Raw genomic sequence first — 25,801 nt, forward strand, 5'->3', positions numbered from 1 at the left:
TGAGCTCATGAGCATCGCCGGGAGGATCGGAGTGGGGCGCAAGAGCCCCCGGAAAGCGCCCAGGAAGGCGCTCGAGACGGATGTTGTCCTGGGCGAAGACTGGGTCGCGCCCGAGGGAGTGGTCGACGACGATCTGCGCAAGGGGCGTGCCCGGCGTACGATCATCTCGCTCAACCGCTCGCCGCTGGCGCGCAAGATCATCACCTTCAACCTGTTGGCGATGATCGTGCTGGTGGCGGGGGTTCTCTATCTCAACCCTTTCCGCGACAGCCTTGTGCTTCAGCGAGAGAGCGGCCTCGTGAACGAGGCCCAGCTCGCCGCCGACGTGTTCGAGGCGCAGCTCCCCGCGGGCGCCCCGGTCAATCTTGCGGCGGGCGACGGGATCGACCCGCTCGCCACGATCCGCGGGATCGAGCTGCCCGACGGGGCCGACCTGTTTCTCTTCGATCCGGGTCAGGCACTGATCGGCACCACGACAGGTGGCGATCGCGCACCTGTCGAAAAAGTCGAGGGGCTCGATCTCGATCACCGTTCGACTTTCCTGACCGATGTGCTGGGTCGTGCCTGGGATGGCGTGGCGCAACTGATTTCGCGCGGCGGTGGCACCAGTGGCGACAGCGCGCTCGAAATGGTGCGGGGGCTCGTGCCGACGGCGCTTGAAGGTCGCACGCAGATCGCCTCGAAGAAGAACGATTCCGGCTCGACGATCTTCGCCGTCGCCACTCCGATCCGTCAGGGCGACCGGGTGGTGGGAGTCGTGGGCCTGACCTCGGTGGCGGGCCAGATCGACGCGCTGGTCCGGGTCGAGCGTGAGCAGGTCCTCCAGATGTTCGTGATCGCGATCATCGTGTCGATCGGCCTGTCGCTTGTGCTGGCCTCGACCATCGCCAACCCGCTCTCTGACCTTGCTGCCGCGGCCGAGATCGGACGCGGCAAGAATGCCCGCAAGATGTCGCCTTCGCGCGTGCGCATCCCAGACCTGACCGCACGGCCCGACGAGATCGGACGGCTGTCGGGTGCGATGCGCGGCATGGTGGGCGCGCTTTACGAGCGCATTGACGCGAATGAACAATTCGCCGCCGACGTGGCCCATGAGATCAAGAACCCGCTGGCGAGCCTGCGCTCGGCAGTCGCCTCGCTGCACATGGTCAAGAAGGAAGAGCAGCGCACACGTCTGCTTGAGGTCATCGACCATGACGTACGCCGCCTCGATCGTCTGGTGAGTGATATTTCCAACGCCTCGCGGCTCGATTCCGAGCTGGTGAAGGAAGAGGAAGAACAGTTCGACCTGATCAAGATGGTGTCGAATCTCAGCGAATATCTTGGCCAGCAGGCGCGGGAGAAGGGCGTCGATTTCATTACCGATCTACCGCAGCAGCCGGTGATGATCTCGGGCCTCGAAGCGCGGCTCGCACAGGTCTTCGTTAACCTCATCACCAACGCCACCTCCTTCTGCGAAGAGGGCGACGCGGTGCGCGTCTGGGCCCGTCAGCGTGACAATCGCGTGCTGGTCGTGGTCGAGGATACCGGTCCCGGCATTCCGGAGGAGGCGCTGACCAAGGTCTTCAAGCGTTTCTACTCGGAGCGTCCCGAAGGCCAGTTCGGCGACCATTCCGGCCTCGGCCTCGCGATCTCGAAGCAGATTGTCGAAGCGCATGGTGGTGTGATCTGGGCCGAGAATATCCGCCCGACGGATGCCGACCTGACCTCCGATCCGCTCGGCGCGCGTTTCGTCGTCGGCTTGCCGGTCTGATCCGATGGGCGGGCCCGGTGCCGCCTCTCTCAATCTTCATGCCAGCGTCGTCGCGCTCGATTCAGAGCGCGGCGTTTTGATCAAAGGTGCATCTGGCACAGGAAAATCCCTGCTTGCGCTGCGGCTGATGGCCTATGGCGCGAGGCTTGTGGCCGATGACCGAGTTGATCTGAGCGTCGAAGGCGAGCGATTGATCGCGCGTTCCCCCGCCGCGATCGCGGGTCGGATCGAAGCGCGCGGCGTCGGTATCCTGAATGCCGATGCGCTGTCGCATGCCCGCATCATCCTGAGCGTCGATCTCGACCGCGAAGAGACCGAGCGCCTGCCGAACTGTCGAAAAGACAGTCTCTTGGGGGTGGAACTTCCCCTTGTGCTGCGTGTGCAACATGACCATTTTGATGTGGCAATTCTGCAATGGCTCAAAGGAGGCCGATGGGCGTGACCCGATCCGATCCGGCATGGACACAGTCGGGCCAGCGCGTGGTTCTGGTAACCGGACCTTCGGGGGCCGGGCGCACGACCGCGATCGGCGCGCTCGAAGATCTGGGATACGAGCCGATCACCAACCTCCCCCTCGGCCTCGTTCCGCGTTTGCTCGCGGGCCATCTCCCGCATCCTGTGGCGCTCGGCGTCGATGTGCGTGCGCGTGATTTCTCAGCCGCGGCGCTGATCGAGCTGATCGACGCGCTCACCCGCCTGCCCGAGCTGAACCTCGAACTTGTCTATCTCGACGCGCGTCCCGAGGTATTGGAACGGCGCTATTCCGAGACCCGCCGCCGCCACCCTCTGGCCCCCGAGGACGACCCCGGCGCAGGCATCGCGCAGGAACTCGACATCCTTGCCCCGATCAAGCTGCGCGCTGATGTCCTCATCGACACCTCCGAGATGAGCCCGCATGATCTGCGCGCCGAGATCGGCCGGTTTTTCGACACAGGCCAGATCGAGAAGCTCTCCGTCTCGGTCAACTCCTTCAGCTACAAGCGCGGCGTGCCGCGCGGGCTCGATCTGATGTTCGATTGCCGCTTTCTCGCCAATCCGCACTGGGAGCCGGCGCTGCGCCCCCATGACGGCCGTGATGCGGCTGTGGCCGCGTATGTCGCCAACGATCCGCGCTATAGCGAGTTCCACCAGCGCGTGCTCGATCTGCTGCTCTTTCTTCTTCCCGCCTATGTGGCCGAGGGCAAGACGCATCTCTCGGTGGGTTTCGGGTGTACCGGGGGGCAACACCGCTCGGTCGCGATGACCGAAAGCATCTCCAAAGCGCTTGCGGAAGCGGGTTGGCAAGTGTCTAAACGTCATAGGGAATTGGAACGTCGTGCGCCCGAGGGCGCCGGTACGAGTGTGAGGACGGGCGCGTGATCGGGATCGTGATCGTGGCACATGGGGGGCTTGCGCGAGAATATCTCGCGGCAGTCGAGCATGTCGTCGGCCCCCAAAGCGGCATTCGCGCCATCACCATCGAGGACGATCACGACCGCGCCGGCAAACAGGCCGAGATACGCGCCGCGGCTGATGCGGTCGATAGCGGAGAGGGGGTCGTCGTCGTCACCGACATGTTCGGCGGCTCGCCCTCCAATCTCTCGCTCATGGCCTGCGAAGCCTGCGATCGAGAAATCATCTACGGGGCGAATTTGCCGCTTCTGATCAAGCTCGCGAAATCGCGCAGCCTCGGCGTGCACGCAGCGGTCGAGGCGGCGCTCGACGCTGGCCGTAAATACATCAACAGCTACAACGCCCGCGAAGGAGCTGCCAAATGTCCGTGATCCGCAATTTGGAGATCGTGAACGAGAAGGGGCTGCACGCGCGTGCATCCGCTCGCTTCGTCGAGGTGGTCGAGGATCATGACGCCCGGGCCGAGGTGGCAAAGGATGGCCAGTCGGTCTCGGGCGACAGCATCATGGGGCTTTTGATGTTGGCAGCCTCGCGCGGAACCACTATTGAGGTCACGACAAGCGGGGCCGAGGCCGAGAAGCTCGCCGATGCGCTTCAGGCGCTCGTGGAGGACAAGTTCGGCGAAGGCATGTGACCCGCACATAGCCAAGAGGTCCGGTCGTGGATCAACAGGTCGAAATCGCTGAAGCCCAAGCCCTGTCCAAGCCATATGACAAGCGTCGCTTGTCCTATGCGGGCACTTTCACGAACCCTATCAAGGTGGGGACCATCCAGACGCTGGAATGGCTCACTGCGAAAACCCATCTGCTGCGTCTGATCCGAAAATTCGAGAAAATCGGTGCGCCCGTGGGGGCGGAGTTTTGGCCGCAGGCGCTCGAGGTGATGGGGATCGAAGTCACCACCCCGCCCGAACAGATCGCCCGCATTCCCAAGGAGGGCCCGCTCGTCGTCGTGGCGAACCATCCGCACGGGCTCGTCGACGGGATGGTGCTGGCCTATCTGATCGGGCAGGTACGCGATGACTACCTGATCCTGACCCGCTCGCTTCTGACGGGCATTCCCGAGATCGAGAAATACATGCTGCCCGTGCCCTTCCCGCATGAGCAGAACGCGCGCGAGGATAGCCTGAAGATGCGCGCAGCCTGCATGGCGCAGCTCAAGCGCGGCGGTGTCGTGGTGCTGTTTCCTGCAGGCCAGGTTGCCCATTCCGAGACGCTCATGGGCCCTGTGATCGAGCAGGAATGGAACCCGTTCACTGCGAAGATGCTCGCGCGCTCGGGGGCTTCTGTCCTGCCGATCCATTTCCCGGGCTGCAATTCCCGCGCCTATCAAATCGCGAACAAACTCTCGGCCACAGTGCGCCAGGGCTTGCTGCTCTATGAAATCAAGCGCGCCCTTTACAAGCCGCAACATCCGGTGATCGGCCCGGCGAAGACCGCTGAGGAAATCGCCGAGCCGCTGAAAAATCCGCGCAAGTTTCTGGCTGATTTGCGTGAGGAAACGCTGGCGCTTTGAGGGGCCGGCGGAAGGGGGCTCTGCCCCCGTCTGCCTGACGGCAGACTCCCCCGAGATATTTTTATCAAGAAGAAGGGGGAGGGCGCCTCTTCTTCTTGACCGAAATATCTCGGGGGTGAATTTGCGAACGCAAAGAGGGGGCAGCGCCCCCTTGTCTGTCGGCCCGACTCAGCGCGTCGGAACCGGGGTCTCGCCTCGATAGTCGTAAAAGCCGCGCCCGGCTTTCCGACCAAGCCAGCCAGCCTCGACATATTTCGTCAGAAGCGGGCAGGGGCGGTATTTCGTATCCGCCAACCCGTCATGGAGCACGTTCATGATCGCAAGGCAGGTGTCGAGACCAATGAAATCGGCCAGTTCCAGCGGTCCCATCGGATGGTTCGCGCCGAGCTTCATCGACTCGTCGATCGAGCGCACATTTCCGACGCCTTCATAGAGCGTGTAGACCGCCTCGTTGATCATCGGCATCAGGATGCGGTTCACGATGAAGGCGGGGAAATCCTCGGCGGAGGCCGCGGTCTTGCCGAGCTTTTCGACGACCGCCAGCAGCGTCTCGTAGGTTTCCTGATCCGTCGCAATCCCGCGGATCAGCTCGACCAGTTGCATCACCGGTACCGGGTTCATGAAATGGAAACCCATGAATTTCTCGGGCCGGTCAGTGCGCGAGGCCAGTCGCGTGATCGAGATTGACGAGGTATTCGAGGTCAGGATCGTCGTCGGTTTGAGATGCGGCAGCAGGTCTTCGAAGATCGCCTGTTTGACGGTTTCGCGCTCGGTTGCGGCCTCGATCACGAGATCGGTGGGGCCGAGATCGGTGAGTTTCGTCGTCGTTGAGATCCGCGCAATGGCAGCGTTTTTTTCCTCTTCGGAGATCTTGTCGCGCGACACCTGACGATCGAGGTTCTTGGTGATGACTGCGACCGCCTTGGTCAGCGCATCCTCGCTGATATCGTTGAGCAGCACCTCATAGCCCGCCAGGGCGAAAACATGGGCGATCCCGTTGCCCATCTGGCCTGCACCCACGATACCCACTTTTTCGATCGCCATATCCATCTCTCTCGCTGAGTTCCGACCTGACCATAATCTGCGTGCCCCGGCATGCAAGCGAAACGCTCGATTGGGAGAATTTTAAGCTTAGGCGCTTGGTAAGAGTTTGGGCGCAATCTGGCCTCGGGTGAGTCGAAATGGACTGAGGTGGGTTGATGGCTTTCGAATATCCGGGCGATGGCGCCCTTGATTACTTTCCGTGCCGCTATGGCAAATCGAAACTTCTCTTTCGCGGGCCACGGCGCGCGCTCGAGGGGGAGTTCATCGCCGCGATGGGCGGGACGGAGACCTATGGAAAATTCGTGGCGGAGCCCTGGCCGGCCCTGCTCGAGGCGCATCTGGGCCGGCCCGTGGTGAATTTCGGTGTTCTGAACGCGGGTATCGACGTATTTCTGCAGGAGCCGCAGCTGGCCACGACCTCGAAAGCGGCGAAGCTAACCGTGATCCAGCTTCTGGGCGCGCAGAACATGTCGAATCGGTTCTACGCGGTGCATCCGCGCCGGAATGACCGGTTCCTGCGTGCCTCGAACCAGATGCGCGTGATGTTCCGTGGGATCGATTTTACGGAGTTCAATTTCACCCGGCACATGCTTGGGGCGTTGAAAGAGCGTGCGCCTGAGAGATTCGAAGCTCTCGCACTGGAATTGCAGACCTCTTGGGTGCAGCGGATGAAGGCGCTTCTCGCGAAGGTCGAGGGGGTGAAAATCCTGCTTTGGATGGGAGATTATCACATGCCCGATCTTACCGATCCTCTGGGGCCTGAGCCGCTTCTGGTGAGCGAGGCGATGGTGGATGAGCTGCGCCCCCACGCCAGCGAGGTCTTGCGGGTGGAGCCGACTTTGATGGCACGCTGCGCGGGCACGGCGGGGATGCAGTTCTCGGCGCTGGAGGAGCCTGCGGCGGCGATGGTTCCAGGGCCGATGGTGCATCGCGAGATTGCCGACGCGCTGGCGCCGGTCGTGAAGCGCTACCTGTAATGCAAAAGGGCCGGGTTGATCCCGGCCCTTTCCTATCTGTCGATCCGGCGCGGATCAGAGCTTCGAGGTCAGCTCCGGCACGGCGTCGAAGAGATCCGCGACGAGGCCGAAATCGGCGACCTGGAAGATCGGCGCTTCTTTGTCCTTGTTGATCGCGACGATGATCTTCGAGTCCTTCATGCCCGCGAGGTGCTGGATCGCGCCCGAGATGCCGGCAGCGATGTAAAGCTCGGGAGCCACGACCTTGCCGGTCTGACCGACCTGCCAGTCGTTCGGTGCAAAACCCGAGTCGACCGCGGCGCGCGAGGCGCCCACGGCGGCCCCGAGCTTGTCGGCGAGCGCTTCGATCACCTTGAAGTCCTCTTCCGAGCCGACACCACGGCCGCCCGAAACGACGATCTTCGCCGAGGTCAGTTCAGGGCGATCGCTCTCGGCGACCTTGTCCTCGATCCAGGACGACAGCGACGGCGCATCGGAGACGCCCACGGTCTCGACCGCAGCCGAGCCACCTTCGCCAGCGGCGTCGAAGGTCGAGGTGCGGAAGGTGATGACCTTCTTGGAATCCTTCGACTTCACGGTCTGGATCGCGTTGCCGGCATAGATCGGACGCTCGAATGTGTCGGCATCGACGACGCCCGAGACATCCGAGATCACCATCACGTCGAGCAGAGCTGCGACGCGGGGCATCACGTTCTTCGCGTCGGTCGTGGCGGGGGCCACGATATGCGAATAGTCGCCCGCGAGCGACACGATCAGCGCGGCGGTCGGTTCCGCCAGACGGTGGCTCAGCGACGCGTCTTCGGCCACGAGAACTTTCGCGACACCGTCGATCTTGGCGGCGGCTTCGCCGGCGGCGGCGGCCGAGGCGCCCGCGCAGAGCACGGTCACATCGCCAAGCGATTTCGCGGCGGTGACGGCCTTGGCGGTCGCATCGACCGACAGTTCGCCATTATTCACTTCACCCAGCAGCAGAACGGCCATCACACGACCCCCTTCTCTTTGAGTTTCGCAATGAGCGTGTCGACATCCGGCACCATCTCGCCGGCCTGACGTGCTTCGGGCTCGGTGGTTTTCACCACTTCGAGGCGCGGCGAGACGTCGACGCCGTAATCGGCGGCGGTCTTCTCGTCGAGCGGCTTCTTCTTCGCCTTCATGATGTTCGGGAGCGACGCGTAGCGCGGCTCATTGAGACGCAGGTCGGTCGTGACGATCGCGGGCAGCTTGACCTCGATGGTCTGAAGGCCGCCATCGACTTCGCGGGTGACCTTCGCGGCCTCGCCCTCGACGACGACTTCGGAGGCGAAGGTCGCCTGACCCCAGCCCAGAAGCGCTGCCAGCATCTGGCCGGTCGCGTTCATGTCATTGTCGATCGCCTGCTTGCCGAGGATCACCATCTTGGGTGCTTCTTCCTCGACGATCTTGGCGAGGATCTTCGCCACGGCCAGCGGTTCGATGTCGTTGTGCACGTCATCGGCGGCCACGACGAGGATTGCGCGATCCGCGCCCATCGCCAGCGCCGTGCGCAGGGTTTCCTGCGCCTGCTTGACGCCGATGGAGACCGCGACGATCTCTTCGACGGCACCCTTTTCCTTCAGACGAATCGCCTCTTCGACAGCGATTTCGTCGAACGGGTTCATCGACATTTTGACATTGGCGAGATCGACACCGCTACCGTCCGCTTTCACGCGGGCTTTCACGTTATAGTCGATCACGCGCTTCACAGGCACGAGAACCTTCATGGCGTGTCTCCCTTGTCTGGTCCGCCAAATTGCGGCGAACGGATTCTTTCGGCAATTTTGTTACAAGAGCGAGACCCGGAGGGACAGGGGGAAAACGCCCCGTTTTGGCTCTGAAACGTCACGTCTTTTCGACTGTTTGCGCTAGCGGGGGGAGCAAATTGCCGCAGCGTCGCCTTTGGTCCCGCGCATAGGCATGAAAAAGGCCGCCCGGAGGCGGCCTTTCAAGGTTTTCATACCGGGAAGGATCAGTCCTTCTTGCATTCACCGGCGATCTTGCAGTCGTTCTGCATCTCGAGCCACATCGCGTTGGCGACGGCGACCAGTGCGGCCAGCGGAAGCCCGAGGATCCATGCGAAATACCACATATCTAGCGTCTCCTTAGTAAACCGAGTGGCTGTCGCGCTCGACATCTTCGACCGTCACCTTGCCCCACAGGACCTTATAGACCCATGCGGTATAGGCGAGGATGATCGGCATGAAGATCAGCGCGCAGACGAGCATCACGAAAAGCGTCTGGTGCGAGGACGAGCTGTCCCAGACCGTCAGCGAGGCGTCGGGCTGTTTCGAGCTCGGCAGGATGAAGGGGAACATCGTCAGGCCGACCGAGGAGATCACGCCGAAGATGCCCAGTTTCGACCACAGCAGGGTCGAGACTTCACGCCCTGCACGCAGGCCCATCGTTGCCAGCGCGATCCCGGCCAGACCGAGGATCGGCGCAATCGCGATCCAGGGACGGTCGGCATAGGCTTGCATCCAGCTCCCGCTGTGCTCGACCGTCGAGAAGAGCGGGTTGGAGGGGCCGTCCGCAGGCACCACCGAGGTGATCTGGTAGCCCTTGATACCGAAGGCGAGCCAGATGCCGGCGAGGATATAGGTGATGAAAGCCACCATCCCGGCCACCGAACCGATGGCGCGGGCGCGTTCCTGCACCGGGCCTTCGGTTTTCAGCGTCAGCCACGCCGCGCCGTGCATCAGCAGCATCGAGAGCGACACCACACCCGCGAGCAGCGCGTAGGGGTTCAGCAGACCGAGAAGCTTCATGATGAAGTTGCCCGGGTAGAGCGGCATCAGCATGTCGTTGAGCTCGAACGGCACGCCTTGCAGCACGTTGCCCACGGCCACGCCGAAGACCAGTGCCGGAACCGCGCCGCCCACGAAGAGCGCCCAGTCCCAGCCGTTGCGCCATGCAGCCGACTCGCGCTTCGAGCGATACTTGAAGCCGACCGGACGCAGGATCAGCGCCGCGAGCACGAGGAACATCGCGAGGTAGAACCCCGAGAAGCTCACCGCGTAGAGGGGCGGCCAGGCCGCGAAGATCGCGCCCCCGCCGAGGATGAACCAGACCTGGTTGCCTTCCCAGACCGGGCCGATCGTGTTGATCGCCACGCGGCGCTCGCTGTCGGTCTTGCCGACGAAGGGAAGCAATGCGCCCACGCCCATATCGAAGCCGTCGGTCAGCGCGAAGCCGATCAGCAGCACCCCGAGCAGGATCCACCACACGACGCGGAGGAAGTCGAAGCTGAAGAGTTCATAAAGGATCATGTGTCTTACTCCGCAGGCATGGTCACGATGGGGTCGTTCTTGCGGCCCGCGAGACGGTTTTCATGGCGCGTTTGCCATTCCTGGGTGACCTCAACATCCTGATAGGGGCCTTTCTTGATGTATTTGATCATCAGGCCCATCTCGATGATGAAGAGCACGGTGTAGAAGGCCACGAAGCCTGCGAGCGTCACCAGAAGGTCGCCCACCGAGAGGTGGCTGACCGACAGTGCCGTCGGCAACACGCCGTCCACAGTCCAGGGCTGACGCCCGAATTCGGCGGTGAACCAGCCCAGTTCCGCGGCAATCCACGGAGCGGGGATGACGATCACGGCCATGCGCAGCGCCCAACGCGGATACTGCATGCCCTTCCAGTTCGCGATGACGAAGAAGTAGACCATCAGCGCGATGAAGGAGAAGCCGAGCGCCACCATCAGGCGGAACGACCAGAAGATCGGCCAGACGGTCGGAACGGTGTCATCCGCGGCCATCTTGATCTGCGCGTCGGTCGCGTTGCGCGGGTCGTCCACGTAGCGCTTGAGCAGGTAGGCATAGCCCAGATCGCCCACGTTTTCTTCGAACTGCGCTTTGACCTCGGGGGCCACGTCGCCCTTGGCTTCGCGGATCTTCAGCAGGTCGTCATAGGCGACGATACCGTTGCGGATACGCTCTTCCGAACCTTTGACGAGTTCATTGATGCCCTCGATCTGATCGGTCAGCGAACGGGTGCCGATGAGACCCATGACCCACGGAATATGGATCGCGTACTTGGTCTCGCGCGCTTCCTGATCGGGAATGCCGAAGAGGGTGAAAGAGGCCGGTGCGGGCTCGGTGTCCCACATGGCTTCCATCGCGGCGAGCTTCATTTTCTGGTTGTGCGTCGTCTCGTAGCCCGACTCGTCGCCGAGAATGACAACCGAGAGCGCCGAGGCCAGACCGAAGGACGCGGCCACCGCGATCGAGCGGCGGGCGAGTTCGAAATGACGGCCCTTGAGCATGTACCAGCTCGACACGCCCAGCACGAACACTGCAGCCGTCACGTAGCCGGCCGAAACCGTGTGCACGAACTTGGCCTGTGCCACCGGGTTGAATACCACGTCGAAGAACGAGGTCATTTCCATGCGCATCGTGAGCGGGTTGAACTCGGAGCCGACCGGGTTCTGCATCCAACCGTTAGCGATGAGGATCCAGAGCGCCGAGAAGTTCGAGCCGATCGCCACCAGCCAGGTCACCACGAGGTGCTTGACCGGCGAGAGCTTTTCCCAGCCGAAGAACATCAGGCCGACGAAGGTCGCTTCCATGAAGAAGGCCATCAGGCCCTCGATGGCGAGCGGTGCGCCGAAGATGTCACCCACGTAATGCGAGTAGTAGCTCCAGTTCATGCCGAACTGGAATTCCATGGTGATGCCTGTTGCCACGCCCAGCACGAAGTTGATGCCGAACAGGGTGGCCCAGAACTTGGTCATTTGCCGCCAGATGGGGCGGTTGGTCATCACGTAGACCGTCTCCATGATCGCGACGATGATCGACAGACCAAGCGTCAGCGGCACGAAGAGGAAGTGATACATCGCGGTCATGGCGAATTGCAGCCGTGACAGCTCGACGATCCCGAAATCCATATCTCGTTCTCCAGTTTCCCTACTTGCTCTCGGTTTTGTGAAAAGCCGAGTTTCCCGGAAATGTTTTTCCCGGATGCAACTTATGCGCGGGGGTCTGCGCCTGACCTTGAGCCAAATCAAATTGACGATGTGTCGCACGCCCCTGTGAACGGGCGTGATGGACGATTTGTCTCAGGTTCACCGTGGCTTAGTGTCGCAGCTTTTGCGTTAACCCAGGGGAATGGAGCGAGTCGCGAGGGCCAGATCGGGCGTTCTGTGCGACACGACGAGGAAGGTCGACTCAGGCAAAAGGGCGCGCAAACCGGTCAGAGTGGTCAGCGCGGTCTCTGCATCGAGACCCTCAGTCGGCTCGTCGAGGAGCAGGATTTTGGGTTTTCTGAGCGCCGCGCGAGCCAGCGCGAGACGTTTCGACTGGCCGCCCGAAAGACCGGTGCCGCCTTCGCCGAGCATCGCGCCGAGCCCGCCGCGCGCTTCGATTACCTCGTCGAGCGCGACGGCACGCAGCGCCGCCCAGGCCTCGGCCTCCGAAAGTTCTTCACCCATCGGCAGGGCCAGAGCGAGATTCTCGGCAATCGTGCCGCCGATCAGTTGGCTGCGTTGCGGAACCATCGTCAGCATCTCGCGCAACTTCGCTTCGGGCCAGCGCGCAAGCGGCTGACCGGCAAGCATCAGCTCGCCGCCATCGGGCGCCATCAGCCCCGCGAGCACGGCCAAAGCGGTCGATTTGCCGGCGCCGGACGGACCGGTCAGGAAGACCGTCTCGCCCGGGCGCAGCTCAAGGGTGAGGTTGCTGAAAACGGGGCGGGTGGCTTCGGGCCGCGTGAAGCTGAGGGTCCGGGCGGACAGCAAAGGTGCATTCAGATCGGGAGTAGTGGCCGGATTTTCGGGCTGGGCGCGCTCGGGCGTGTCGGTCAGCGCCAGCACGCGCGCGCCCGCCTCCTGCATCCGGCCGATTTCGGCCATGCCCCGGCGCAGCAGCATCAGCGACTCGGCAAGAGCGAGCGCGACGAAGAGGCCAACTGCGGCGCGGGCAGGGGTGATCTGTCCGGCCATCGCCATCTGCCCCGCGATTGCCAGTGCAGCGGCCCCCGCCAGCGCGGTCGTGAGCGAGATCACTGCCGCGACACGCCGGTCGAGCGCGTCGAGATTGCGCCGTGCGAGCGCATCGGCCTCGACCTCCGCGAGCGTCTGCGCCGTGGCGGTCTCAAGCTGGCCGGCGACGGCCAGATCGGCGCGCGCGCGCATTGTCTCCAGCGCACGCCGACGGATGTTCTGGAGCGCGGTTTCGGCGGCGCGGGCATCGTGACGCGCGGCGCGCGCGACCCAGATCAGCCCGAAGCCACCGCCGACGAGGTAGATCAGAAAGACCGCGAGACCGATCGGCAGACCCTCAAGCCACCACAACATCAGCAGCGCCGAGATCTGCACCATACCCGCCGCGAGGAAGGGCAGCACCAACCGCAGCAGCAGCCCGTCGAGCGCGTCCACATCCGAGGTCAATCGGTTGAGCGCCTGCGCGCCGCGCAGCCGCGCCTGTTCCTCATGCGGTCGCCGCGCGACCCCATCCATCAGGGCGATACGCAGATCGGCCAGCGCGCGCAGCGTGGCATCATGGGTCAACAGCCGCTCGCCGTAGCGTGCCACGGCGCGGCCAAGGGCAAGTCCACGCACCCCGGCCGAAGGCCGGAAGAAATCGAAATCGAGCCCGAGCCCGGTGATGCCGGCAACGGCGGCGGCCGTGATGAACCAGCCCGACAGGCCGAGAAGCGCCGCGCCCATCGCGAGCACGAGAAACGAGAGCGCAAGGCCGCGCAGGAAAGACCATTTCTGGTCTGCGATCAGGCGGGTGGTCAGGGTCAGAAGCGTTTTCATGCCGCGCCCTCCAGCTCGATTGCGCGATCCATCGCGGCGATCAGTGCCGGGTCGTGGCTCGCGACGATCACGGTCGCGCCGCGGGCGCGCAGGGCCAGCAGACCCTGGATGATCTTCGCGCCGGTCTCGGGGTCGAGATCCGCGGTCGGTTCATCGGCCAACACGATCGGACGGCTTGCGTAATGGGCACGCGCGATAAGCAGGCGCCGCGCCTCGCCGCCCGAGACGCCCCCGCCCATATCGCCCAGCCGAGCCTCAAGCCCGCCGGGAAGCCCCGCGACCACCTCGGCAGCTTGCGCCGCATCCAGCGCGGCATCGAGATCACCCGGGCGGCCCAGCGTGATCAGCTCGCGCAGGCTCGCATCGGCGAAGCGCGGACTTTGCGGGATCCAGCCGAAGACCGCGCGCCAGTTATCGGCGCTCTCGTCGCTCAGCTCCAGATCGCCCAGGCGGATCGTGCCCGCTTCGGGGCGGATCAGTCCGACCAGCGCGGTCAGAAGCGTCGTCTTACCTGCGCCGGAGGGGCCAATGATCGCCACCGCCTCGCCCGGTTCGACCTGCCCGTCAGGCAGCGCGATCGGTTCGGCGGCGTGGCCGGGCGGGATAAGCAGCCCCTGCCACCGGAGCGTTCCGAGCGCCGGGGCGATCCCTTCGCCGCCGCTGCCCAGAAGCGTCGCCGATTGCGCGATCTCGGTCTCGGCCGTGTCGAGCTCCGAGGCCACGGCCAGCGCTGCCGCGCGGTCATGCCAGGCGGCGGCCAGATCGCGCAGGGGCTGGAAGAACTCTGGCGCGATCATCAGCAGAAAGATCCCCTCGGCGGGCGTCATCTTCGTGCCCCAGGTGCCGAAATTCATCCAGCCGATCAGAGAAAAACCGACATAGACCGCCATGAGGGCCACCCCGATTGCAGCGAAGAGCTCAAGCGTGGTGGAGGACAGGAAGGCGACGCGCAGCACGGCCATCGTGCGGACGCGCAAGTCGTCGGATTTCGTCTCCAGATCGGCGCGCGAGCGGGCCTCGGCGCCCAGTAGCCGCAGATCGGTGATCGCGGCGATGCGGTCGATCAGCAATTTGTTGAGCGAGCCGATCTCGACCATCTGCTTTTCTGATGCTTCCTGCGCGGCCATTCCAACCAGCGCCATGAAGACCGGGATCAGCGGACCCGCGATCAGCAGGATGCCGGCAGCCGCCCAGCTTTGCGTGGCAGCGAGGATCAGGAAGGCGAGGGGAATGAATTTCGCGCGCAGGAATGCGGGCTGATAGCGCGTGGCCCAGGGGCCGAGAGCCGCGAGTTTCTCGGCGGCGAGCGAGGCAAGTTCAGCGGGCGACAGCGCTGCCGCGCCGCTGGCCTGTCGCAGCGAGCGGGTGATCAGCTTGCCGCGTGCCTCGCGCAGCACGATTTCTGCCGCATCGGCGCTGAGTTTCTGCGAAATCCAGTCGAGCACGACACGAACGAGCGCGAGCGCCACGAACCCGGCAGCCCCTGCGAGTGGCGAGAGGGGCGGGCTCACGCCTGGCGCCACCAGGTCGCCCAGAACGAGACCGACCAGAGCTGCCTGCGCGGGCCAGATCAGCGCGGCGACAACCCCGATCCAGCCTGCGGCGCGCAGCTTGCCCGAAACGGGGGCGGCGATGCGGTTGAGGATGGTCTTTGGCTTCGGGGCTTCGGTCGCGCTTGTCATCGTTTCCTATCCGGCTTTGAGGGGCCAGATAGAGGACAGAGCCCCTTGCGGCAATGGCATGCGACAATCCGTGCCGCCCCGGGCAGCCTTCGGGACAAAGAAAAACCGCCCGGGCACGAGGCCCGAACGGCTTTCGAGGGTTATCTGTCGCGGGGCCTTAGCAGGGCGCGATATACTCGCGGCCATAGGCGTCACGATAGCGGCACTGGCCCGGCTGGTTGGCGGCACCGATGAGTGCGCCCGCCGCGGTGCCCACGGCTGCGCCGAGTGCCGCACCTTCGAGGCGATCGCCGTCATCGGAGACGGCGGCACCGATTGCGGCGCCAGCCACACCGCCGGTCACGGCGGACTGATTTTCGGGGGTCATCTGGCAGGCGGCAACGCTCGCCGTGAGCGGCAGAACAAGCAGGATCTTCTTCATGGAACACGTCTCCCTTGAGTGTCAGTCTGCCCTCTAAACGTCGCTCGAGAGAGCCTTGTTCCATCCCGGTTCAATTTCTCGCGCGTCATTCGTGACCGGGAGGAGTTGCAGCCTAGGCTTGACAGAGCGGCCCGGTTTCGCGTCTTGCATGCGCTGACGCGCCCGCGCGCGCCCGCAAAGAAAGGCCCGAACCGATGACCTCCTCCGCCTGGCGCGTTCCACTGATCTGCGCGCTCGTTACCTTCGCCCTTGCCGCGACCGCGCTGATGATCATGCGCCCGCTGATGGCGATCGACGAGACGCGTTATCTTACCGTCGCCTGGGAGATGTGGACGGGCGGCTCCAAGATTGTTCCGCATCTCAATGGCGGGATCTACAGTGACAAGCCGCCGCTGCTGTTCTGGCTGATCAACCTCGTCTGGGGTGTGTTCGGCCAAAGCGAATGGATCGCTCGGCTGGTCGCGCCCTTCTTCGGTTTGTTGTCTGTCTGGCTGGTGGCGGTGCTCGCGCGCAAGCTCTGGCCCGAGGCGCCTGAGCGCGCGGGACTGGCCGCGCTGATCCTCGCCACGACCGGGGTTTTCCTGATCTTCGGCTCGACGACGATGTTCGACACGATGCTGACGGCGGCGACGCTGATGGGAATGATCGCGATCTGGGGGCTCAAGGACGGGTTGCGTGCCGGGCCGGTGATCGGGCTCGGGATTGCGCTCGGTCTCGGGGTTCTGGCCAAGGGGCCGGTAATCCTCGTGCATGTCATGCCCGCAGCACTGCTGATGCCGCTTTGGGCGCACGGAGAGGGGCGTCCGGCGCTCAAGGGTTGGTATGGGCGGATCGGGGTGGCTTTCCTCATCGGATTCGCACTCGTGCTTTTCTGGCTTGGCCCGGCGGTGGTACTGGGCGGCGCGGAATATCGCGAGCAGATCCTGTGGAAGCAAAGCGCGGGCCGCATGGTCGAGAGCTTTGCCCATGGTCGTCCGATCTGGTTCTTTATCGCGCTTCTGCCCGCCTATCTCTGGCCCTGGGGCTGGAGCCGCGCGGGGCTGGCGGCGCTCAAGCCCTCGCATCTTTGGGCCGATGCGGGCTCGCGTCTCGTGACGATCTGGGCGGTGACGGCCCTGATCTCCTTTTCGCTGATCTCGGGCAAGCAGGCCCATTACCTTTTGCCTGAACTTCCGGCGCTGGCGCTGCTGCTGTCGGGAATGCTGCCCACGGCCGAGCGCCGGATGCGGGCGCTTCGGCTGTTCTGGCTTCTGCCCGGCATCCTCGTCGCGATCGGCGCTGTCGCGGTGCATTTCGGTGCTTTCCCGGAACTTCCCGATGGCTCTGGCTCGTGGCTTTTCCTGATCGTGGGGCTGGTGATCCTCGCCCTCGCGGGAATCGTTGCGATGCGTGCCCGTGAAGGCTGGCGCGCCGAGGCGTTTGTTGCGCCGCTGGTGCTGGTGGCGATCCAGGCGATGCTCTGGCAGATCCTGTGGTCGGTCTATGACACGCGCCCGATCGCCGAGTTGATCGCCTCGCATTCCGATCATGGCGTGGCAACGACCGATGGCAATTACGCAGGCCAGTTCTCCTATGTGGCGCGGCTCGAGACGCCGGTGACGGTGCTCACCGGGGATGGCGCGCTTGAGAACTGGATGGCCGCGCATCCGGGTGGATTGGTCCTCGCGCCGAAAGCGCTCGATGGAGTGTCTGGTCTTGGCGAGATCGCCGAGCGTCATTTCCGCCAGCGCGACTGGAGGCTCTACCAGGTAGCGGGGGCGCAAGCGCTTCCTGAGCAGGGAGGCGATGCTCCTGTCGCACCCGCAACGGTCACCCCCGAAACCGCCGCACCCGCGCCTGCGAACTGAGGCCCGCGAACTGAGCCGGAAAAAAATCACGCCCGAAGCGAGTGCTCCGGGCGTGACCTCAGACCGATAGACTGGGGGATTATCCTTGCGTCTTCTCGGTGGGCCGCTCATCGAGAGTGACGGAGAGCGTGAGCGGCTTGTTCGCGCGCAGCAACGAGAGTTTCACTTCGGTGCCCGGTTCGTCCGAGCCAATTGCGCGGGTCAGGTCGCGCGGCGCCTTCATCGGCTTGCCATCAACGGCGACGATGATGTCACCGCGCTTCAGGCCCGCTTTCTTGGCCGGGGTGTCGTCGGAGACATCGGCCACCAGCACGCCTTCGGGTTTGTCGAGGCCGAGCGCGGCAGCGATATCGTCGCTCACCGGTTGGATCGAGACACCGAGGAAGCCGCGCTTGACCGTGCCTTCATCCTGAAGATCGGCCACGACCGATTTGATCGTGTCGGAGGGTACCGAGAAACCGATCCCGACCGAGCCGCCGGTGGGCGACAGGATCGCGGTGTTCATGCCGATCACCTCGCCATCCGCGTCGAAGAGCGGACCGCCCGAGTTGCCCTTGTTGATCGCCGCGTCGGTCTGGATGTAGTTGTCGAACGGACCCGATTGCAGGTCGCGGCCCTTGGCCGAGACAATCCCGGTCGACACCGACGTGCCCAGACCGAACGGGTTGCCGATCGCCACCACGGGCTCACCGACCTCGGCCTTGTCCGAGTCGCCAAAGCCCACGGTTTGCAGATCCTTGTCGGTATCGACCTTGATCAGAGCGATGTCGGTGGCCTTGTCCACGCCGATCACCTTCGCATCCATGCTGGTGCCATCCGAGAAGGTGACCTTCACGCTTTCGGCGCCATCGACCACATGGGCGTTGGTGACGATATGGCCGTCCTTCTCGATGACGAAGCCGGTGCCGAGCCCGGTGATCTCGGGTCGTTGCATCTGCTGACCCTGACCGTTCGGGCCGCCGTTCGGCATCGGCATGCCGAAACGGCGCGAGAAGAACTCGAAGGGGAAGTCCTGCGGCATGCCCATCTGGGCCATTTCCTGATCGTCAGCCTGCTTCTTGATCTCGATGGTGACGACGGCGGGCATCACCTTCTTCACCAGATCAACAGTGTTGGTGAAAGTCTCGGCCGAAGCCATGTTCGGCGCAAGCACCAGACCGCTCGTCGCAACCGAGCCCGCCCCGATCATGGCGGTGACCGCCAGGGTGCGCAGCAGACGGGTTTTGCGAATGTCCTGCATCTCTCTCTCCTTTATGACAGGGATGCATCCCATCTTGGGGCCTAGCCTGTCAGGGACTCTGCGGGAAGATTGCAGCCGTGTAATCCTTTTCACCTTTGGGCGAGCGGGGCGTGACTTGTGCGCCTTCAGCAGCCACTTATGTCGGGCAACGAGGAAGAAGACGCGATGAAGCTCCTGCTGATCGAAGATGATGTGACGACGGCCGATTACGTCACGCGCGGGCTGCGCGAGGAAGGGCACACGGTCGATCACCTCGCCAATGGGCGCGAGGGGCTGACCCAGGCGCTCGCGGGGGACTATGACGTGATGATCGTGGACCGGATGCTGCCCGAGCTCGATGGTCTGTCGATCGTGCGTGCGGTTCGCGCGGCAAAGGTTGCGACGCCGGTGATCTTTCTCACGGCAATCGGCGGCGTGGATGACCGGATCGAGGGGCTCAATGCGGGTGGCGACGACTATCTCGTGAAGCCGTTTGCCTTCGGAGAGCTTTCGGCAAGGCTCGCGGCGCTGGCGCGACGACCGCAGGCACAGGCCGAGCAGGTGGTACTGGAGGCCGGCGATCTGAAGATGGACCTGATCGCGCGGCGCGTGACGCGGGCGGGCCAGGAGATCGACCTTCTGCCGCGCGAATTCGCGTTGCTGGAGTTTCTGTTGCGCCGCAAGGGTCGGGTGCAGACCCGCACGATGTTGCTTGAAGGGGTGTGGGATCTGAATTTCGACCCGCAGACCAATGTCGTCGAGACCCACATCTCGCGGCTCAGAAACAAGATCGACAAGCCGTTCGAGCGTGACCTCATCCATACCGTGCGCGGCGCGGGCTACCGGATTGAGGGCTGATGACGGGTCGGCTCAACCGCGCGGCGATCCTCGCCTCGACGCCGCTGCGGCAGGCGCTCGGACTGATGGGGATCGTCTTCGCGATCCTGCTGGTCACGCTGGGCTTTGCCTATGTGGCGCTGCGCACCTCGACGGAGGATGCGATCCAGGCCGATCTGAAGCAGCAGACGGCGGTGTTTCAGGTTGCCGCCAATCCCGAGACGCTCTCGGTGATCGTCTCGGCCGAGGCACGCGCCTCCGACCCGTCCGAGCGCGCCATCGCCTTCGTGCTGCCCGACGGGCGGCAAGTCGGCAATGTTCGGGTGGTTCACCAAGGCGACCAATGGGTTGTCTCGCGCCACCCCGATTTCGAGCCGCTCTCGAAACATGGCTATTTCACCCTGACCATGCCGCTCGCGGGTGGTCTGCTTGTGATCGGAGAAAGCCGCGCGCCGATTGCCGAACTGACCTCGACTTTTCTCGCGATCCTCGTCTTTTCGTTTGTTCCCTCGCTTCTCATCTCAGCCGCCTATGGCGCCTGGGCGGGGATGCGGGCGCGCAGACGGGTGAGCGCGATCGAAGAGACGCTCGATCAGCTGACCGAGGGGCGGCTTGAGGCACGGGTGCCCGAGGATGGGGTGAAATCGGCGCGCGGGGATGACCTCGCGCGGATCGGTGCACGGCTGAACGTCATGGCCGAGACGCAGGAAGCGACGGTCGCGGCGCTGCGGCAGGTCTCGGCTGATATCGCCCACGATCTGAAAACGCCGATGCAGCGGATATCGGTCCTGCTGTCGGAGCTGCGCGACAGCTTGCCCGAGGGCGAGGCACGCGAGCTGGCCGAGCGCGCGGGCATCGAAGCAGAGGGCGCGGTCGCGGTTTTTCACTCGCTCCTGCGCATCGCGCAGATCGAGGGGGGCAGCCCGAAATCACGGTTTTCCTCTGTCGAACTGGGGGCGTTGGCCAGCGACATCACGGAACTTTACGAGGCATCGGCGGAGGAGGCGGGCGGCACGCTCAGCCTGTCCCGCCCGGATGGAGACTTCACCGTTCAAGGCGACCGTGGGCTGCTCGGCCAGATGCTGTCGAACCTGATCGAGAACGCGATCCGCCATGCCGGGCCCGAGCCGCAGATCCGGGTCGAGTTGGCGCGGCGTGCAGGGCGCGTGAATCTCGTCGTGCGCGATCATGGGCCGGGTATTCCCGAGCAGGAACGCGCGAAGGTGCTGCGGCGGCTCTATCGGCTGGAGCGGTCCCGCACCACGCCGGGCAACGGGCTGGGGCTGGCGCTGGTACAGGCGGTGGCTGGGCTGCACGAGACTGAGCTGAACCTTGGCGACAATCACCCCGGCCTGTCCGTGACGCTGAGCTTCCCCGCCCCGTGAAATTCCTCGGGACGGCTGGCTGAACGCGAAAGCGGGCTCAGAATGAAAGAACCCGCGCCCTCCCGAGCGCGGGTTTCACTCTGAAGACCAGGCGCATCATTACGCCTTGGGGCCAGCCTCCAGTGCGTCCTCGAAGGTGCGCAGCCCGGTTTTCGGGGCCTGCACCAGCACGGCCATGTTGCCGGGCTTGTGTTCGTTGCGCAGCATCTTGGTATGCGCCTGCGGGATCTGATCCCACGGGAAGACTTCGGACATGCAGGGGTCCAGACGGCGCTCGATCATCAGCTTGTTGGCCGACGACGCCTGCTTGAGGTTCGCGAAGTGCGAGCCCTGAAGGCGCTTCTGGTGCATCCACATGTAGCGCACGTCGAAGGTGCAGTTGAAGCCCGAGGTGCCTGCGCAGATCACCACGATCCCGCCCTTCTTCACGATCAGGGTCGAGACCGGGAAAGTCGCCTCGCCGGGGTGTTCGAAGACCATGTCCACGTTCACGCCCTTGCCGGTGATGTCCCAGATCGCCTTGCCGAACTTGCGCGCTTCTTTCAGCCACGCGTTATATTCGGGCGTGTTGACGGTCGGCAGCTGACCCCAGCATTTGAAGTCCTTGCGATTGATCACGCCCTTGGCGCCCTGATCCATCACGAACTGACGCTTGCTCTCGTCCGAGATCACGCCGATCGCGTTGGCACCGGCAGTGTTTGCCAGCTGGATTGCGTAGGAGCCAAGGCCGCCCGAGGCACCCCAGACCAGCACATTCTGGCCGGGCTTGAGCTCGTGCGGGTGGTGGCCGAACAGCATCCGGTAGGCGGTGGCCAGCGTCAGCGTGTAGCAAGCGCTCTCTTCCCAGGTCAGGTGCTTGGGACGCGGCATGAGCTGCTGCGCCTGCACACGGGTGAATTGCGAGAACGAGCCGTCATGGGTCTCATAGCCCCAGATGCGCTGGCTGGGCGAGAACATCGGGTCGCCGCCGTTGCACTCCTCGTCGTCGCCATCGTCCTGGTTGCAGTGGATCACCACCTCGTCGCCGACTTTCCAGCGCTTAACCTTGTCGCCCACCTTCCACACGATGCCCGCGGCATCCGAACCGGCGATGTGATAGGGCTGCTTGTGGCCGTCGAAGGGCGAGATCGGAACGCCGAGACCGGCCCAGACGCCGTTATAGTTCACGCCTGCGGCCATCACGAGGACGAGCACTTCGTGGCTGTCGATCTCCCAGGTGTCGACAACTTCCTGCTGGAACGACTGTTCGGGTTCGCCGTGGCGCTCGCGACGGATCGCCCAAGCGTACATTTTCTTCGGGACATAGCCGAGGGGCGGCATCTCGCCGATCTCGTAAAGGTCCTTCTCCGGCGCGTCGTAGGGCGCGATCCCGGTTTCCTGATCAAGGGCCATGGCTCTCTCCTGTTCAAATCTCGCCGCGCCGCAGAATCGGGGCGGGTTGGACAGGAGAGTTACGCAGGCCCGCGCAACTTTGCAATAGGCGTTACGTCTAATTTTGAAATATTATGTCTCCGCCGATTTCGGGGTGCGGGCGCGTCCCTCTCATATCCTTGCGAGCTTCGAGAGCGCGACCGTCTTTGGCTTCGCGTCGCACAAGGAGTGCCGGTGGACGTGGCAGGCGTGCGGCTTCGGAGACGGGCGCGCTCGCGCGGTGGCGCGCTTTCTTTTCCCTGCCAGATCCAGATTTTTCGGCCTGGTGACCAAGTTTCGTTACGTCCACGGCCGTCTCGACGACGATGCGCCAACGCCGTGTCGCGGCAGGATTGGAACCGCCCGCGGTCTGCTCGCGAAGTCTCTAAGGGCGGGAGAGAGCCATCTCCGGGGCGGGGTGATCGGCAGTTTCAAACCGCTCTCCCGCGATCTCTGCCCCAATCTAACCCGCTCATCTGGGCTTGCGGCCTGTTGCATTGGTCTCAGCCGCTGCGACGCAGCGTAATTTCCTGCTCCGCCGCGGCGCAACGCGTACCTCAGCCGGGCTCGCCCATGCTGTCGGCGAGCTTTCGAATCGGCGCTTGATCGACCGCGATGATCCCACGCCTCGGCCGGTCCAGATCGATGATGATGAAGACAAGCGCGACGATCAGAACCAGCATCGCGTAGATCGGCAGGCCCGGCTTCACCCCGCTTTCGCCCGAGCCGATGCCCAGAACCAGCCCGAGAATGATGAAGGTGCCATAGAGGAGAAACAGAACCGGCTCGGGCACATGGCGCTCGATCGCGGCGTCGCGCGCCGAGAGCTGGTCAATCATGTCGTTGAGCGAGGAGGTGAAGGACAGCGCCACCGGCCCGCCCGCATCACGCGCCGTTTTGGCCGAAAGCGTCCAAAGCTGATCGAAGGTCGTCTCGGCCAGCGTCACCAGCCCGGCGCGGCGTTTGACGTTCGAGGCTGGCACCTCGCCCGCCTGCGCGCGCAGACGTGCATATTGGATAAGAAGATTGCGAGCCTCGGGCTGAACGTCTTCAGGCAGAAGCTGAACCCGCAGCCATGCTGTGCCAATCGCATTGGCCTCGTCGACGACCGCCTGGCTGCGTGCGTCGAACCGCCCAAGCGCCAGAGAGAATGTGAAACCCAGAAGCAGGCCGAGAATCGCGAGCAGTGAGCCTTGCACCGCCAGCGTCTGAGCCTTGCTCTCGTCACTGTGGGCGTGGCGCCGCGCGCCGCTCCACGTACGGCCCAAGATCATGGCAAGCACCATGGAAATGAGCAAAACAACAGCGATCACGCCAGAATTCAAACCATACATCATGTCGCGCACTCCCAAGGGTGTCATCCCGACGCCGTTCCACAGCGAGGCTCTACCGTATATCGCAACGCTGCGGCAGGAGGGAATTTCCGACCAATTGCCGCATCGCAGCGAATTGACAGGATCACAAACTTCAATTTAAACCGTGTCAGCGCGCAACAATATTGCGCAAACGAGATTCGCAAGCCGATGGAGGCCGCCATGACCGACACGATGCCCGCCAAGGACAAGCCCTGGCTCTTCCGCACCTATGCAGGCCATTCCACGGCGAAGAAATCGAACGAGCTCTATCGCACCAACCTCTCGAAAGGGCAGACCGGTCTTTCGGTGGCCTTCGATCTGCCGACCCAGACCGGCTATGACAGCGATCACATCCTGTCGCGTGGCGAAGTGGGCAAGGTTGGCGTGCCCGTCTGCCATCTCGGCGACATGCGCGCGCTGTTCGATCAGATTCCGCTCGAGCAGATGAACACCTCGATGACGATCAACGCGACCGCGCCCTGGCTGCTGTCGCTTTATATCGCCGTGGCCGAGGAACAGGGCGCGGATATCTCCAAGCTGCAAGGCACGGTGCAGAACGATCTGGTGAAAGAGTATCTCAGCCGCGGCACCTATATCTGCCCGCCCAAGCCCTCGCTCGCGATGATCACCGATGTCGCGGCCTATACGCGTGAGCATCTGCCGAAATGGAACCCGATGAACGTGTGTTCCTATCACCTGCAAGAGGCGGGGGCGACGCCCGAGCAGGAACTGGCCTTCGCGCTGGCGACCGCGATCGCGGTGCTCGACGATCTCAAGGGCAAGGTGCCCGCCGATCAGTTCCCGGCGATGGTGGGGCGGATCTCCTTCTTCGTGAACGCGGGCATCCGCTTCGTCACCGAGATGTGCAAGATGCGCGCCTTCACCGAGCTCTGGGACGAGATCACCCGTGAGCGCTACGGCATCGAGGACGAGAAATTCCGCCGCTTCCGCTATGGCGTGCAGGTGAATTCGCTCGGCCTGACCGAGCAGCAGCCCGAAAACAACGTCTACCGCATCCTGATCGAGATGCTGGCGGTGACCCTGTCGAAGAACGCCCGTGCCCGTGCGGTGCAGCTGCCCGCCTGGAACGAGGCGCTCGGCCTGCCGCGCCCCTGGGATCAGCAATGGTCGCTTCGGATGCAGCAGATCATGGCCTATGAGACCGATCTTCTGGAATATGGCGATCTCTTCGATGGCAACCCAGCCGTGACCGCGAAGGTCGAGGCGCTGAAGGACGGCGCGCGCGCCGAGCTGGAAACGCTTGATGGGATGGGCGGGGCGATCGCCGCGATCGACTACATGAAATCGCGCCTGGTGGAATCGAATGCCGCGCGGATCAACCGCATCGAGGCCGAGGAAACCATCGTCGTCGGCGTGAACCGCTGGCAGCAGGGCGAGCCCTCGCCGCTGACCGCGGGCGATGGCGGCATCATGGTCGTCGATCCGGCGGTGGAGCAGGAGCAGATCAACCGCCTGAACGCCTGGCGCGCCGAGCGTGACGAGGCCGCCGTTCAGGCCGCGCTTTCGCAGCTCAAGTCGGATGCGAAAGCGGGCAAGAACATCATGGAGGCCTCGATCGCCGCTGCGAAAGCCGGTGCGACGACCGGCGAATGGGCGGGTGTCATGCGCGCCGTTCACGGCGAATATCGCGGCCCGACCGGCGTCTCGCGTTCGCCCTCGAACCAGACCGCGGGGCTCGAAGATATTCGTGAAGCCGTGGATGCGGTCAGCACCCAGCTCGGCCGCCGCCTGAAATTCCTCGTCGGCAAGCCGGGCCTCGACGGCCATTCGAACGGGGCCGAACAGATCGCCTTCCGCGCCCGCGATTGCGGTATGGATATCACCTATGATGGTATCCGCCTGACGCCCGAACAGATCGTCGCGAAAGCGATCGAGGACGAGGCGCATGTGGTGGGTCTCTCGATTCTTTCGGGCTCGCACATCCCGCTGATCGAGGAGCTGATGGAGCGGATGCGTGGGGCCAGCCTCGATCATGTCCCGGTCGTCGTGGGCGGGATCATCCCCGACGAGGACGCGAAGAAGCTCTTGGGCTTCGGCGTGGCCCGCGTCTACACGCCCAAGGATTTCGAGCTGAACCGGATCATGATGGATATCGTGGCACTCGCGACCCCGGCGGGAAAGGCGGCCTGAGCGCGGCCGGGGGTTTCACACCCCCGGACCCCCGTGGGATATTT

General features: G+C 63.9%; 24 protein-coding genes. 12 read left to right on the top strand and 12 right to left on the bottom strand.

Annotation, left to right across the window (positions count from 1 at the left end; all coding sequences use genetic code 11):
- The first annotated feature begins 7 nt into the window (after positions 1-7).
- Genes TP2_RS09655 through TP2_RS09680 form a run of 6 tightly spaced genes read left to right on the top strand, consistent with a single transcriptional unit; the run spans position 8 to position 4,660 of the window.
- A complete protein-coding gene (locus TP2_RS09655; RefSeq protein ID WP_038076684.1) occupies positions 8-1,753 on the top strand; it encodes a sensor histidine kinase in 1,746 nt (581 codons plus the stop codon).
- A gap of 4 nt (positions 1,754-1,757) precedes the next feature.
- Entirely contained in the window at positions 1,758-2,195 is a 438-nt protein-coding gene (locus TP2_RS09660; protein ID WP_038076685.1) for an HPr kinase/phosphorylase, read from the top strand.
- Positions 2,186-3,112: an RNase adapter RapZ gene (rapZ, locus tag TP2_RS09665; RefSeq protein WP_051692439.1), complete on the top strand. Its 927-nt coding sequence runs from the start codon at positions 2,186-2,188 to the stop codon at positions 3,110-3,112. Before TP2_RS09660 ends, rapZ begins: the two co-directional genes overlap by 10 nt.
- Positions 3,109-3,516, top strand: coding sequence for a PTS sugar transporter subunit IIA (locus tag TP2_RS09670; protein WP_038076687.1), 408 nt, complete (start codon positions 3,109-3,111; stop codon positions 3,514-3,516). The genes rapZ and TP2_RS09670 overlap by 4 nt, the downstream gene beginning before the upstream one ends.
- Positions 3,507-3,779: an HPr family phosphocarrier protein gene (locus TP2_RS09675; protein ID WP_038076689.1), complete on the top strand. Its 273-nt coding sequence runs from the start codon at positions 3,507-3,509 to the stop codon at positions 3,777-3,779. The genes TP2_RS09670 and TP2_RS09675 overlap by 10 nt, the downstream gene beginning before the upstream one ends.
- Before the next feature lie 26 nt (positions 3,780-3,805).
- A complete protein-coding gene (locus TP2_RS09680) occupies positions 3,806-4,660 on the top strand; it encodes a lysophospholipid acyltransferase family protein (RefSeq protein WP_051692441.1) in 855 nt (284 codons plus the stop codon).
- A 168-nt stretch (positions 4,661-4,828) separates the two neighbouring features.
- Here the strand turns inward: TP2_RS09680 and TP2_RS09685 are convergent, their stop codons facing one another.
- Complete coding sequence (locus tag TP2_RS09685; protein WP_038076691.1) at positions 4,829-5,704, bottom strand: 3-hydroxybutyryl-CoA dehydrogenase; 876 nt, start codon at positions 5,702-5,704, stop codon at positions 4,829-4,831.
- A 155-nt stretch (positions 5,705-5,859) separates the two neighbouring features.
- Here TP2_RS09685 and TP2_RS09690 point away from each other — a divergent pair, with 155 nt between their 5' ends.
- A complete protein-coding gene (locus TP2_RS09690; RefSeq protein WP_038076693.1) occupies positions 5,860-6,681 on the top strand; it encodes a DUF6473 family protein in 822 nt (273 codons plus the stop codon).
- 54 nt (positions 6,682-6,735) lie between these two features.
- Here TP2_RS09690 and TP2_RS09695 read toward each other — a convergent pair whose 3' ends face one another.
- The 8 genes from TP2_RS09695 to TP2_RS09725 form a co-directional block, all read right to left on the bottom strand.
- On the bottom strand, positions 6,736-7,662 hold the full coding sequence (locus TP2_RS09695) for an electron transfer flavoprotein subunit alpha/FixB family protein (protein ID WP_038076694.1): 927 nt from the start codon (positions 7,660-7,662) through the stop codon (positions 6,736-6,738).
- Positions 7,662-8,420, bottom strand: coding sequence for an electron transfer flavoprotein subunit beta/FixA family protein (locus TP2_RS09700; protein WP_038076695.1), 759 nt, complete (start codon positions 8,418-8,420; stop codon positions 7,662-7,664). Before TP2_RS09700 ends, TP2_RS09695 begins: the two co-directional genes overlap by 1 nt.
- A 245-nt stretch (positions 8,421-8,665) precedes the next feature.
- Entirely contained in the window at positions 8,666-8,785 is a 120-nt protein-coding gene (gene cydX / locus TP2_RS17995; RefSeq protein ID WP_051692443.1) for a cytochrome bd-I oxidase subunit CydX, read from the bottom strand.
- 13 nt (positions 8,786-8,798) lie between these two features.
- Positions 8,799-9,962: a cytochrome d ubiquinol oxidase subunit II gene (gene cydB, locus TP2_RS09705; protein WP_038076700.1), complete on the bottom strand. Its 1,164-nt coding sequence runs from the start codon at positions 9,960-9,962 to the stop codon at positions 8,799-8,801.
- A 5-nt stretch (positions 9,963-9,967) separates the two neighbouring features.
- Entirely contained in the window at positions 9,968-11,578 is a 1,611-nt protein-coding gene (locus TP2_RS09710; RefSeq protein ID WP_038076703.1) for a cytochrome ubiquinol oxidase subunit I, read from the bottom strand.
- A 207-nt stretch (positions 11,579-11,785) separates the two neighbouring features.
- On the bottom strand, positions 11,786-13,450 hold the full coding sequence (gene cydC / locus TP2_RS09715; protein ID WP_038076706.1) for a thiol reductant ABC exporter subunit CydC: 1,665 nt from the start codon (positions 13,448-13,450) through the stop codon (positions 11,786-11,788).
- Positions 13,447-15,132: a thiol reductant ABC exporter subunit CydD gene (gene cydD, locus TP2_RS09720; protein ID WP_084714142.1), complete on the bottom strand. Its 1,686-nt coding sequence runs from the start codon at positions 15,130-15,132 to the stop codon at positions 13,447-13,449. Before cydD ends, cydC begins: the two co-directional genes overlap by 4 nt.
- A gap of 157 nt (positions 15,133-15,289) precedes the next feature.
- On the bottom strand, positions 15,290-15,553 hold the full coding sequence (locus TP2_RS09725; RefSeq protein WP_038076708.1) for a YMGG-like glycine zipper-containing protein: 264 nt from the start codon (positions 15,551-15,553) through the stop codon (positions 15,290-15,292).
- Positions 15,554-15,747: 194 nt separating this feature from the next.
- Here TP2_RS09725 and TP2_RS18000 point away from each other — a divergent pair, with 194 nt between their 5' ends.
- Entirely contained in the window at positions 15,748-17,400 is a 1,653-nt protein-coding gene (locus tag TP2_RS18000; RefSeq protein ID WP_051692444.1) for an ArnT family glycosyltransferase, read from the top strand.
- A 79-nt stretch (positions 17,401-17,479) separates the two neighbouring features.
- On the opposite strand, the gene TP2_RS09735 is transcribed toward TP2_RS18000, so the two are convergent.
- Positions 17,480-18,640, bottom strand: coding sequence for a Do family serine endopeptidase (locus TP2_RS09735; protein WP_038076711.1), 1,161 nt, complete (start codon positions 18,638-18,640; stop codon positions 17,480-17,482).
- Between the two features lie 165 nt (positions 18,641-18,805).
- On the opposite strand from TP2_RS09735, the gene TP2_RS09740 reads away from it, so the two are divergent.
- Positions 18,806-19,477 (top strand): winged helix-turn-helix domain-containing protein, encoded by a 672-nt coding sequence (locus TP2_RS09740; RefSeq protein ID WP_038077615.1) that lies wholly within the window; start codon positions 18,806-18,808, stop codon positions 19,475-19,477.
- Positions 19,477-20,841, top strand: coding sequence for a sensor histidine kinase (locus TP2_RS09745; protein ID WP_038076714.1), 1,365 nt, complete (start codon positions 19,477-19,479; stop codon positions 20,839-20,841). Before TP2_RS09740 ends, TP2_RS09745 begins: the two co-directional genes overlap by 1 nt.
- 99 nt (positions 20,842-20,940) lie before the next feature.
- Here the strand turns inward: TP2_RS09745 and ccrA are convergent, their stop codons facing one another.
- Both ccrA and TP2_RS09755 read right to left on the bottom strand, forming a co-directional pair.
- Positions 20,941-22,233, bottom strand: a complete 1,293-nt coding sequence (ccrA, locus tag TP2_RS09750; protein WP_038076717.1) for a crotonyl-CoA carboxylase/reductase — start codon at positions 22,231-22,233, stop codon at positions 20,941-20,943.
- A gap of 575 nt (positions 22,234-22,808) precedes the next feature.
- Positions 22,809-23,525, bottom strand: coding sequence for a bestrophin-like domain (locus TP2_RS09755; RefSeq protein ID WP_169739522.1), 717 nt, complete (start codon positions 23,523-23,525; stop codon positions 22,809-22,811).
- On the opposite strand from TP2_RS09755, the gene TP2_RS18640 reads away from it, so the two are divergent.
- Positions 23,524-23,727, top strand: coding sequence for a hypothetical protein (locus tag TP2_RS18640; RefSeq protein ID WP_169739523.1), 204 nt, complete (start codon positions 23,524-23,526; stop codon positions 23,725-23,727). The two genes, TP2_RS09755 and TP2_RS18640, sit on opposite strands and share 2 nt — an antisense overlap.
- A gap of 47 nt (positions 23,728-23,774) precedes the next feature.
- Positions 23,775-25,757 (top strand): protein meaA, encoded by a 1,983-nt coding sequence (locus TP2_RS09760; RefSeq protein ID WP_084714145.1) that lies wholly within the window; start codon positions 23,775-23,777, stop codon positions 25,755-25,757.
- The last annotated feature ends 44 nt before the right edge of the window (positions 25,758-25,801 follow it).

Source organism: Thioclava pacifica DSM 10166 (assembly GCF_000714535.1).
Classification (GTDB): domain Bacteria; phylum Pseudomonadota; class Alphaproteobacteria; order Rhodobacterales; family Rhodobacteraceae; genus Thioclava; species Thioclava pacifica.